Genomic DNA, 11,232 nt, shown 5'->3' on the forward strand with positions numbered 1-11,232 from the left:
GCCCGTCTCTTCTCTCACAGGCCGCATCAGCCGGGCAGTCCGGCGGTCAGCAGCTCGACAAACCCGATGTCTTCCCTGGCCACGCCGAAGACATCGGCCCTCAGCAGGGTGCGTTCGGCCCATGCCCGGTGCGGCTTCACCTCATTCATCTTGTTCGTGTACACCGAGCGCAGCACCCCGCCGCCGCCCCGCTCGGGACGCAGGATGTCCTGGGCGTCGCTGTACTCCTCGTGGCTGACCACCGACAGCGCGTGCACCGGCACCACGTGCGAGGGGTGGATGCAGGTCTTGCCCAGCAGGCCGTTGGCCCGGTCCAGCTCGATCTCGCGGAGCAGCCCGTCCAGGTCGTGCTCGATCAGGGTGGTGCGGAGCTGGTCGGCGCGGCTCTCCATGAAGGGGCTGCGGCGCAGCTGCGGCTTGAACATCCGCTCCTGGACCCGGAAGTACTCCCAGACCGGCCCGGTGATGGTGAAGCCGGTGCCGTCCGAGCGGCCCAGGACGTTCACCACGTCACCGATGACGGCGGCGACGATCTGGACGTCGTACGCGGTCATGTCGGGCGCCCTGCGCAGCCCGTACCCGGAGCAGAAGTCGGTGACGCCCAGGCGTAGGGCGAGCACCCGCTCGCGGTACTTGTCGACGGTGCGGGCGATCCCGGCGAGGGCTTCGCCGCGGGTCTCCAGATGCAGCAGTTCCGGCGATTCGAGCACCGGCATGGCGAAGAGCCGGCGGCCGCCGGCGGATTCCGCGGCGCTGAGCGCCTCCAGGAAGGCGGTACCGCGCTCCTCGGTGAACTTCGGCAGTACGAATCCGGTCAGCAGCCGGGCGGCGGCGCCCAGCCTGCTGACCAGGTCGGGTATCTGTTCCGGTTCGCGGACCCGGATGAAGAGCAGGGGCACCTCGGCGCCCCTGGCATCGAGGTCGGCGAACTGCCGGACCAGATTGGCCTCGCCGCCGGCGACCTCCGCGTCGTCGATGGAATCCTCCAGGCAGAGGACCATGGAGACGACCCCGCGCGCGGCCTGTTTCAGCACGTCGTCGGCGAGCGCCGGCCGGGTGGCCGGACTGTAGAGGGTGGCACCGAGTGCGGCGGCGATCGTGCTCGCCGGGGAGGCGGCGCTGAAGTCGGCCGGCTCCCGGTGGAACAGTCTCTCCCGGACGACGGACGGGATATGCCCGAAATGACGCATAAAGTTCCCCCCGTGCTACGTATGCGGTCCTGATGAAGTGTGGCCGGTAATAGTACGTAGAGACGGATGTCGCCAGTTCCATCGACGGCGACATTTCCCTCGGCGAAAGCGCCCCCGCGTTGTCCGCCGCCGTGCCGGGAAGGCAGGATGACCGCCATGACGCACGCGATGCTGAAGGGTTCGAACGTCCCGCTGGACGCCATGGCGGTACGGGCCGTGCTCCGGTGGACGACGGGCCCCGACATCCCCGACATCGACGCGTCCGCGCTGCTGCTGGGACACGGCGGCCGGGTGCGCTCCGACGAGGACTTCGTCTTCTACAACCAGCCACGTCATCCGTCCGGGCTGGTCCGGCGGCTGCCCAAGAAGCGGGTGGGCACCGGCCTCACCGACACCGTCGAGGCGGATCTGGCGGCCCTCGATCCCTCGGTCGAGCAGGTGGTGCTGGCCGCGTCCACCGATGACGCGCCGTTCCTCGCCGTACGGGACCTGCGGATTCTGCTGTACGACGCGGCCGCGCCGGCCGAGGGCGACGCGCCGGCGCTCGCGGTCTTCGACATACAGCCGGAGACCGGGCAGGAGACCGCGATGATCTGCGGTGAGCTCTACCGTCGGGGGGACGGGTGGAAGTTCCGGGCGGTGGGCCAGGGCTATCCGACCGGGCTGGTCGGCCTCGCCACCGCGTTCGGCATCTCGGTGGACGAGACGGAGGTGGACGAGTCGGCGGGAGCGCAGCCCCGGCCGGAGCCGCAATCGCACCGGTCCGCCGCCGCTACCGCCGCGCCGCCGGAGGAGGTCGCCGCGGCCACTGCCGCCCTGCCGCAGCCGCTGCCCCCGCAGACCGCGCCGCCGACCGCTTACCCGCAGCCGGCGGTGGCCCAGCCCGCATACGGATATCCCCAGCCGGCCGCGGCGGTCCCCGCTCCTGATCCGTACTTCGAGCTGCCGCCGATGGGGCCGCAGTTCCTGCCCCGGTAGCGCAGGCCCGGCCGCTCCACCCCTCGTACCGCGCCCGGGGCCTCCCGCGGTGCTCAGATCTTGCTCTTGTAGCCGCGGCCCCACTGCAGCCCCCACCCGTAGAGCCGGTCCAGCTCGGCCTGGAAGCCGTACACGAACTTCACCTCGCGCCGGACGACCAGGTCGCCCTTGATGTTTTCGACGGAGAACACCGCGCAGGAGCGGGCCTGCGGGTGCCGCTCCTCCAGCTGGATCTCGATCCGCGGCCCGTTGCTCGGGTAGAGCGTCACGATGGCGTGGGTGCGGTCGAAGGCCGGCGTCTGGTCGTAGATGTAGACGAAGACCAGCAGCCGTTTGATCTTCTCGCGGTGGTCGAGGTTGATGAAGATGGTCTCACCGGAGGGCGCCCCAAACCGGTCGTCGCCGCTCAGCTGCACGTACGGCGGCTCGTTGAGACCACCGAAGAGACTGCCCAGCGGCTGCACCACGCCCTTGCTGCCGTCCGTGAGCTCGTAGAGACACCCCAGATCCAGGTCGACGTTGACGACGCCCTGCGTGTGCGCCTGCACCACATCGGGCTGCAGCGCCCGGAGCGGGTGGCGGAGCAGGCTGGCGTTCGGCCGGCTCCGGCCGCCGATGTCCGAGGTGCGCATCCGCCACGACAGGTTGACCCGCAGGTTGCCGGTGGTCGCCCCCTGCTTGGTGAGTGACACCACCGGGTGCCGCTTGGTGAGCTCGATGGAGTTGGACGCGGCGTTGCCGGAGTCGAAATGTGGTCCGCGCTCCCGTCGCAGACCGTCCCAGAAGGCCATGCGCCCCACCCCCAGCTGTTCGGTGACTCTTCCCCGGTGCTTCCCTCGCCCACCCCACGCCGAACGGGGCGGCCGGGAGGCTGACGCGTCCTGGCCGCCCCGTTCAGAGCGTTCCGCAATCCCCTGCGGGTCACACCCCGGAAGGGACTTCTGTCTTGTCTCCGGCGTCCTCGCCGCCGCCTTCCGCCTCGATCCGCCGGTTGCGGCGGACGGACGACCAGAAGGACCAGGCGATGAGGACGACCCCGACGAGACCGGTGATGACCTCGTTGATCTCGTACTGAATGGTGACGAGCAGGATCCCGGACAGCGCACCGATGGCGTAGTGCACGCCGTGCTCCAGGTAGACGTAGTCGTCCAGGGTGCCCTGGCGGACCAGGTAGACGGTGAGCGACCTGACGTACATGGCGCCGATGCCGAGGCCGAGCGCCATCAGCACGATGTCGTTGGTGATGGCGAAGGCGCCGATGACACCGTCGAAGGAGAAGGACGCGTCCAGCACCTCGAGGTAGAGGAACATGAAGAAGGCCGCCTTGCCGGCCAGCACCACCGCGGCGACGCTCGAGCCGGACTTCCTGGCCTCTTCCTCAGCCTCCTGCTCACGCTCCTCCTCTTCCTCGAGCCGGTTCTCGAAGAATCCGGAGAGACCACCCACCACGAGATAGGTGATCAGACCGGCGATCCCGGAAATGAGGACGGTCTGGCCCTTGTCCGCGTGCACGCCGCCGTGCTGGTGGGCGTGGGCGGCGACGGTCATGGAGGAGACCAGCAGCACGATCAGCGCGATGCAGACCGAGAGCATGTCGACCTTGCCGAGCTTGGCCAGCGGACGCTCGATCCAGCGCAGCCACTGGACGTCGCGGTCCTCGAAGATGAAGTCGAGGAAGATCATCATGAGGAACATGCCACCGAAGGCGGCGATCGACGGGTGCGCGTCGGTCACCAGCTGCTGGTAGTGGTCCTTCTCGTTGACCGCGAGTTTGACCGCTTCCACCGGATTGATCTTGGCGCTGATCGCGACGACCACGACGGGGAAAACCAGTCGCATGCCGAAGACGGCGATGAGCACACCGACCGTGAGGAAGATCTTCTGCCAGAAGGCATTCATCTTCTTCAGGATTCCGGCGTTGATCACCGCGTTGTCGAAGGACAGCGAGATCTCGAGGATGCCCAGGATCGCCACAATGCCCAGGGCGGTCCATCCGTCGTAGATCACCGCCACGGCAAAACCGATCACGGTGATCACGAGTGACCACCCGAAGGTCTTCAGAAGCACTGGCTACCCCATCGTGTGTGTACGGGTTCCCCCGCGCCGTGCGCGGCGTTGCACAACATTCTCCCGGGGTACCGCACCCGGACCCCCAGCACGAAATCCCGGGGGCCTCCCGGACTTGAACCGTGCCGGAAGAATGCTTTAGGAAACATTGACCCCGAAGTCTAGGGCGATCCCCCGCAGCCCCGACGCGTACCCCTGCCCAACGGCTCGGAACTTCCACTCGCCGCCATAGCGGTAGAGCTCGCCGAAGATCATCGCGGTCTCCGTGGAGGCGTCCTCGCTCAGGTCGTAGCGGGCGAGTTCCTGGCCGTCGGCCTGGTTCACCACCCGGATGAAGGCGTTGGCGACCTGTCCGAACGTCTGGCCGCGGTTGTCCGCGTCATGGATCGAGACCGGGAAAACGATCTTGTCGCAGTGCGCGGGCACCCCGGAGAGGTCGACCATGATCGACTCGTCGTCCCCCTCGCCCTCACCGGTGAGGTTGTCACCGGTGTGCTCGACCGAACCGTCCGGGCTGGTCAGCTGGTTGTAGAAGATGAACCACTCGTCGCCGAGCACCCGGCCGGACTGGCACAGCAGCGCGCTGGCGTCCAGGTCGAAGTCCGCTCCAGTGGTGGAACGTGCGTCCCAGCCGAGCCCGACCAGCACTTGCGTGAGGTTGGGTGCGGCCTTGGAGAGGGAGACATTGCCTCCCTTGGCGAGCGTGACGCCCATGATCGTTTTCCTCCCCGACGGTACGAACGGTTGGCGGTACGAACGGTTGGCGAGCGCGTCCGGCGCCGCACGGAGGTGCGGCGCCGGACGAGGGAACTTCTTGCTCAGACGTTGACGCCGAAGTCCTGCGCGATGCCGCGCAGGCCCGACGCGTAGCCCTGGCCGATGGCACGGAACTTCCACTCCGCGCCGTTGCGGTAGAGCTCGCCGAAGACCATGGCGGTCTCCGTCGAGGCGTCCTCGCTCAGGTCGTAGCGCGCGAGCTCGGAGTTGTCCGCCTGGTTCACCACGCGGATGTACGCGTTGCGGACCTGGCCGAAGCTCTGCTGGCGGCTCTCGGCCTCGTAGATCGAGACCGGGAAGACCACCTTGTCGACATCGGCGGGGACGCCGGCGAGGTTCACCTTGATGACCTCGTCGTCGCCCTCACCCTCACCGGTGAGGTTGTCACCGGTGTGCTCGACCGAGCCGTCGGGGCTCTTGAGGTTGTTGAAGAAGACGAAGTTCGAGTCGTTGGCGACCTTGCCCTCGGTGTTCGTCAGCAGTGCGCTGGCGTCGAGGTCGAAGTCGCCACCGGTGGTGGTACGTGCGTCCCAGCCGAGACCGACGATGACCGCGGTCAGATTGGGCGCGGCCTTGGTCAGCGAGACGTTGCCGCCCTTGCTGAGGCTGACTCCCACGAGTCCTCCCAAATGGTGTCGAGGGGCCGAGGAGGGCCCTGCCCCCGTTTTGCCAGACATTTCTTACGTCGCATCGGATCAACGATTCGATCCTAGTGACCGGTTCCCGGACTCGGCAGGCTCTTGACCGACCGGTTCAGAGGGTGTCGAGCGCCTTGACGTACTCGTTCAGGTCGCGCGCGTCGGGCAGACCGTTGACCACGGTCCAGCGGACGACGCCCTCCTTGTCGATGATGAAGGTTCCCCGCACCGCGCACCCCTTGTCCTCGTCGAAGACGCCGTACGCCCGGGAGGCCTCACCGTGCGGCCAGAAGTCCGAGAGCAGCGGGTATTCCAGGCCCTCCTGCTCGGCGAAGACCCGCAGCGTGTGGATGGAGTCGTTGGAGACGGCGAGCAGCTGCACCTCGTCGTTGACGAACGCCGGCAGTTCGTCGCGCAGCGCGCAGAGTTCGCCGGTGCAGACCCCGGTGAAGGCGAACGGGTAGAACAGCAGCACCACGTTCTTCGCACCGCGGAAGTCCGACAGCCTGACCGTCCGGCCGTGGTTGTCCTTCAGCTCGAAATCCGGGGCCAAGGTGCCGACCTCGATCGCCATGGAAACTCTTCCCTTCGGTGGGGCCATTCGAATGACGTCCACCCTAGGGCGAGCACCGATCCCCGCCGGGGCCGGGGCGGCACGGCGGAGCCCCCGCCGGCGGATCTGCCTGCGGGGGCTCCTGGGCTCACGACGACTCAGCGCTTGCCGGACTTGGCCACCTTCGCCGTGATCAGACGGCTGCCCGTCCAGTCCTTGCCGGCGTTGATGCTCTTGGTCTGGGCAAGACCGGCGGTCTGCGAAGCCTCGTTGATGTCGCTCGGCTCGACGTAACCGTCACGGCCGGTCTTGGGGGTCAGCAGCCAGACCGCGCCGCCGTCGTCGACCAGACCGATGGCGTCAACCAGCGCGTCCGTAAGGTCGCCGTCGTCCTCGCGGAACCACAGCACGACGGCGTCAGCCACGTCGTCGTAATCCTCGTCGACGAGTTCCTGGCCGATGACACTCTCAATACCCTCACGGAGTTCCTGCTCGACGTCGTCGTCGTAGCCGATCTCCTGGACCACTTGTCCGGGCTCGAACCCCAGGCGTGCTGCCTGATTGGTCCGCTCCTCCGCGTGATCCGCGGTCGCGCTCACGGTTTGCCTCCTGATCGTTTTTGGAAATGCGTCAGCCACGCGCGTGCGCGGGGCGTTGGCCGTAGTCCACACGGACGGGACCGATCGCGCAAGTACCCCGCGTCCGAGACAGCCGAAACGGTGACGATTAGATACAGCTCGTCCCAACTCCGGGCAGGTCCGGACGACGCCACGTGACGCACGCCACACTGTTCATCCTGGTTTGCGAGCTTACGCCGCTTCGTTCCGTCCATCATGGGCGCACGGGCTTTGGGAACACTTGAGCGTGCCGGGCGTAAGATTGCGATTTGGCCGGACCCATCCCCCGCCTTCGGACGGGAAATCCCGCCGAGTGGTGGTTACCCCTCGGTAGAGATGACGTTTGCGTCCCTGCGGTACACGATGGAGGCGGCGTACACCCCGTAGAGCACCGACCCGTATCGCACCGACCGAACAGCGAAGGAACAGCGTGGCTTCCGGATCCGATCGCACCCCGATCATCATTGGCGGCCTTCCGAGCCAGGTCCCGGACTTCGATCCCGAAGAGACCCGGGAATGGCTCGACTCACTCGACGCCGCCGTCGACGAGCGAGGCCGTGAACGTGCCCGCTACCTGATGCTCCGTCTGATCGAGCGCGCGCGCGAGAAGCGTGTGGCCGTGCCCGAGATGCGCAGCACGGACTACGTCAACACCATCGCCACCAAGGACGAGCCGTTCTTCCCCGGGAACGAGGAGATCGAGCGCAAGGTCCTGAACGCCACCCGGTGGAACGCGGCCGTGATGGTCTCGCGCGCCCAGCGCCCCGGTATCGGGGTCGGCGGTCACATCGCCACCTTCGCCTCGTCCGCCTCGCTGTACGACGTGGGCTTCAACCACTTCTTCCGCGGCAAGGACGACGGTCTCGGCGGCGACCAGGTCTTCTTCCAGGGCCACGCGTCCCCCGGCATCTACGCCCGCGCCTACCTCCTCGACCGGCTGTCCGAGCAGCAGCTCGACGGCTTCCGCCAGGAGAAGTCGAAGGCGCCGGACGGCCTGTCCAGCTACCCGCACCCGCGGTCGATGCCGGACTTCTGGGAGTTCCCGACCGTGTCCATGGGCCTCGGTCCGCTGGGCGCGATCTACCAGGCCCGGATGAACCGCTACATGGAGGCGCGCGGTATCGCCGACACCTCCAAGTCGCATGTCTGGGCCTATCTCGGCGACGGCGAGATGGACGAGCCCGAGTCGCTCGGCCAGCTCTCCATCGCGGCCCGCGAGGGCCTGGACAACCTGACGTTCGTGGTGAACTGCAACCTGCAGCGGCTCGACGGTCCGGTGCGCGGCAACGGCAAGATCATTCAGGAGCTGGAGTCGCAGTTCCGCGGGGCCGGCTGGAACGTCATCAAGCTGATCTGGGACCGGAGCTGGGACCCGCTGCTCGCCCAGGACCGCACCGGCATCCTGGTCGACAAGCTGAACCGGACGCCCGACGGCCAGTTCCAGACGTACGCCACCGAGACCGGCGCGTACATCAGGGAGCACTTCTTCGGCGACGACCAGCGGCTGCGCTCCATGGTCGAGGGCATGACCGACGAGCAGATCCTGCACCTGGGCCGCGGCGGCCACGACCACCGGAAGGTCTACGCGGCCTACGCGGCGGCCAAGGCACACAAGGGCCAGCCGACGGTGATCCTCGCGCAGACGATCAAGGGCTGGACGCTGGGGCCGAACTTCGAGGGCCGCAACGCGACGCACCAGATGAAGAAGCTGACGGCCGAGGACCTGAAGCGCTTCCGCGACCGGCTGCACCTGCCGATCGCGGACAAGGAGCTGGAGGACGGCAACCCGCCGTACTACCACCCGGGCCGGGACTCCGAAGAGATCCAGTACATGCACGAGCACCGCAAGGCCTGCGGTGGGTACGTACCGACCCGGGTGGTGCGCGCCAAGCCGCTGCCGCTGCCCGGCGACAAGGCGTACGCGACTGCGAAGAAGGGTTCGGGCCAGCAGTCGATCGCCACCACCATGGCGTTCGTCCGCGTCCTGAAGGATGTGATGCGGGACAAGGAGATCGGCAAGCGGTTCGTGCTGATCGCCCCCGACGAGTACCGCACGTTCGGGATGGACGCGTTCTTCCCGAGCGCGAAGATCTACAACCCGCTCGGCCAGCAGTACGAGTCCGTCGACCGTGACCTGCTGCTCGCCTACAAGGAGTCGCCGACCGGTCAGATGCTGCACGACGGCATCTCCGAGGCAGGCTGTACGGCATCGCTGATCGCGGCCGGTTCGGCCTACGCCACGCATGGCGAGCCGATGATCCCGGTGTACGTCTTCTACTCGATGTTCGGCTTCCAGCGCACCGGCGACCAGTTCTGGCAGATGGCCGACCAGCTCGCCCGGGGCTTCGTGCTCGGCGCCACGGCCGGCCGCACCACGCTGACCGGTGAGGGCCTGCAGCACGCGGACGGCCACTCGCAGCTGCTGGCCTCCAGCAACCCGGCGTGCGTCGCCTACGACCCTGCCTACGGGTACGAGATCGCGCACATCTTCCAGGACGGTCTGCGCCGGATGTACGGCGGGACGCCCGAGGAGAACGAGGACGTCTTCTACTACCTGACCGTCTACAACGAGCCGATCCAGCACCCGGCGGAGCCCGCGGACGTCGACGTCGAGGGCATCCTCAAGGGCATCCACCGCCTGCAGCGCGGCGATAAGGGCCAGATCCCGGCCCAGATCATGGCGTCCGGTGTCGCGGTGCCGTGGGCGATCGAGGCGCAGCGGATCCTCGCCGACGAGTGGAACGTCAAGGCCGACGTCTGGTCCGCGACCTCCTGGAACGAGCTGCGGCGCGACGCCATCGACGTGGAGCAGCACAATCTGCTCCACCCCGAGGAGGAGCAGCGCGTCCCGTACGTCACGCGGAAGCTCGCCGACGCCGAGGGGCCGTTCGTGGCCGTCTCGGACTGGATGCGCGCGGTGCCCGACCAGATCGCGCGCTGGGTCCCCGGCACCTACCAGTCGCTGGGTGCGGACGGTTTCGGCTTCGCGGACACCCGGGGTGCGGCCCGCCGCTTCTTCCACATCGACGCCCAGTCGATCGTCCTTGCGGTGCTCACCGAGCTCGCCAAGGAGGGGAAGATCGACCGCTCGGCGCTGAAGCAGGCCCTCGACCGCTACCAGCTCCTGAACGTCGCATCGGCGGACCCGGGTGCGGCGGGCGGCGACGCGTAGCGCTCGTCCGGAACGCGACCGCGGAGGGCGGTGGGACCCCCTGGGGGTCCCACCGCCCTCCGGGTTTCCTTACGATGCGCTGCATGAAGCAGCAACCAGCTCAGATGCGGTGGGAGCGGCGCACACAGTGGCCGTTGCTGGCGCTGGCCGTCGCTTTCGCCGTCGCCTACTCGGTGCCGATCATCGCGCCCGGCTCCCATTCCGTGTGGCTTGCGGTGTGTTCGGTGACCGAATGGGTGGTGTGGGCGGCCTTCGCGGCCGACTACGCGGTGCGCCTCGCGCTGACGCCCGACCGGAAGTTCTTCATTCGCACCCACTGGCTGGATCTGCTGGCCGTGTTGCTGCCGCTGGCCCGGCCGCTCCGGTTGCTTCGGCTGGTCTCCACGCTGGCGCTGGTCGGGCGGCGCGCCAGGATGGCACCGCAGATCCAGCTGACGACCTATGTGGGCGGCGCGGTGGTGGGCCTGTTGATGTTCGGGTCGCTGGCCGTGCTGGAGGCCGAGCGGGACGCGCCGAACGGCAACATCAAGACGCTCGGCGACGCGGTGTGGTGGTCGTTCACCACCATGACCACGGTCGGCTACGGGGACCACTCGCCCACCACCGGGCTCGGCCGGGTCATCGCGGTGGGGCTGATGATTTCGGGGATCGCGCTGCTCGGGGTGGTGACGGCGAACATCGCGGCCTGGTTCATCTCCCGGTTCGAGCGGGACGACGAGGAGGAGCACCGCCGTACCGCCGCGATCGAGGCGCTCACCGCGGAGGTGACGTCGCTGCGGGCGACCGTCGCGGCGCTGGCCGCCGGCCGGGCGGACCCGGCCGCGGACGGGACTCCGCCCGCGCCGACGAGCGCCGTCAGTTCTCCCAGATCTTGAACGCCCTTACCTGATAGGGCGATCGCGGCAGCCAGGTCCCTCCGCCGGGATACGTCTCGAACTCGCCGGTGTCCGCGCACTCCTCGGACTGGTACGTGGTGACCGGCCGCCCGGTGCGGTTGGCCACGGCCTGCGCGGTGGTCCCCGCGGGGAGCTCCACGCAGCTCTCGATGTCGGTACCGGACAGTTCGAAGGTCCGGCGGGCGCCCTTGAAGTCGGCCCGCTCCCAGAGGCAGAGCTGACCGGCCGCACAGTCCCCGAGTCGGGGCCGGGCCGACGCGGGTGCGGGCTGCGGGGCGAGGACCGCGGTGGCCAGGAGCACGGCGGGCACGGCGGTACGCATCAGGTTCGTGCTGTTCATGTTC

The 11,232-nt window shown here is 68.1% G+C and carries 11 protein-coding genes; 3 read left to right on the plus strand and 8 right to left on the minus strand.

All coding sequences use genetic code 11. The features are described from left to right. Nucleotides 1–26: 26 nt before the first annotated feature. The gene (locus tag AB0436_RS02705) at nucleotides 27–1,190 is read right to left on the minus strand and encodes an HpcH/HpaI aldolase/citrate lyase family protein (protein WP_366465818.1); all 1,164 of its coding nucleotides are present in this window, start codon (nucleotides 1,188–1,190) and stop codon (nucleotides 27–29) included. 147 nt (nucleotides 1,191–1,337) lie between these two features. On the opposite strand from AB0436_RS02705, the gene AB0436_RS02710 reads away from it, so the two are divergent. After that, nucleotides 1,338–2,168 carry a TerD family protein gene (locus AB0436_RS02710; protein ID WP_366465819.1) on the plus strand — a complete coding sequence of 277 codons (831 nt, stop codon included), beginning with the start codon at nucleotides 1,338–1,340 and terminating at the stop codon, nucleotides 2,166–2,168. 53 nt (nucleotides 2,169–2,221) lie between these two features. On the opposite strand, the gene AB0436_RS02715 is transcribed toward AB0436_RS02710, so the two are convergent. From AB0436_RS02715 to AB0436_RS02740, 6 genes are all read right to left on the minus strand, one after another. Beyond that, nucleotides 2,222–2,959, minus strand: a complete 738-nt coding sequence (locus AB0436_RS02715) for a Tellurium resistance (RefSeq protein WP_366465820.1) — start codon at nucleotides 2,957–2,959, stop codon at nucleotides 2,222–2,224. A gap of 130 nt (nucleotides 2,960–3,089) precedes the next feature. Further along, nucleotides 3,090–4,235 (minus strand): DUF475 domain-containing protein, encoded by a 1,146-nt coding sequence (locus AB0436_RS02720; protein WP_366465822.1) that lies wholly within the window; start codon nucleotides 4,233–4,235, stop codon nucleotides 3,090–3,092. Between the two features lie 138 nt (nucleotides 4,236–4,373). Then, nucleotides 4,374–4,949: a TerD family protein gene (locus tag AB0436_RS02725; RefSeq protein ID WP_366465823.1), complete on the minus strand. Its 576-nt coding sequence runs from the start codon at nucleotides 4,947–4,949 to the stop codon at nucleotides 4,374–4,376. A gap of 104 nt (nucleotides 4,950–5,053) precedes the next feature. Beyond that, entirely contained in the window at nucleotides 5,054–5,629 is a 576-nt protein-coding gene (locus tag AB0436_RS02730; protein ID WP_366465824.1) for a TerD family protein, read from the minus strand. A gap of 136 nt (nucleotides 5,630–5,765) precedes the next feature. Further along, nucleotides 5,766–6,224: a peroxiredoxin gene (locus AB0436_RS02735; protein ID WP_366465825.1), complete on the minus strand. Its 459-nt coding sequence runs from the start codon at nucleotides 6,222–6,224 to the stop codon at nucleotides 5,766–5,768. Between the two features lie 137 nt (nucleotides 6,225–6,361). Continuing rightward, entirely contained in the window at nucleotides 6,362–6,802 is a 441-nt protein-coding gene (locus tag AB0436_RS02740) for a DUF3052 domain-containing protein (RefSeq protein WP_366465826.1), read from the minus strand. Nucleotides 6,803–7,250: 448 nt separating this feature from the next. Between AB0436_RS02740 and aceE the strand changes: the two genes are divergently transcribed. After that, nucleotides 7,251–9,992 (plus strand): pyruvate dehydrogenase (acetyl-transferring), homodimeric type, encoded by a 2,742-nt coding sequence (aceE, locus tag AB0436_RS02745; RefSeq protein WP_366465827.1) that lies wholly within the window; start codon nucleotides 7,251–7,253, stop codon nucleotides 9,990–9,992. Nucleotides 9,993–10,075: 83 nt separating this feature from the next. Then, nucleotides 10,076–10,867, plus strand: a complete 792-nt coding sequence (locus AB0436_RS02750; RefSeq protein ID WP_366465828.1) for a potassium channel family protein — start codon at nucleotides 10,076–10,078, stop codon at nucleotides 10,865–10,867. Here AB0436_RS02750 and AB0436_RS02755 read toward each other — a convergent pair. Then, a complete protein-coding gene (locus AB0436_RS02755) occupies nucleotides 10,848–11,210 on the minus strand; it encodes a peptidase inhibitor family I36 protein (protein ID WP_366466137.1) in 363 nt (120 codons plus the stop codon). The two genes, AB0436_RS02750 and AB0436_RS02755, sit on opposite strands and share 20 nt — an antisense overlap. Between the last annotated feature and the right edge of the window lie 22 nt (nucleotides 11,211–11,232).

Origin of the sequence: Streptomyces sp. NPDC051322, from assembly GCF_040689485.1 — a bacterium.
In the GTDB taxonomy this organism is placed as follows: domain Bacteria; phylum Actinomycetota; class Actinomycetes; order Streptomycetales; family Streptomycetaceae; genus Streptomyces.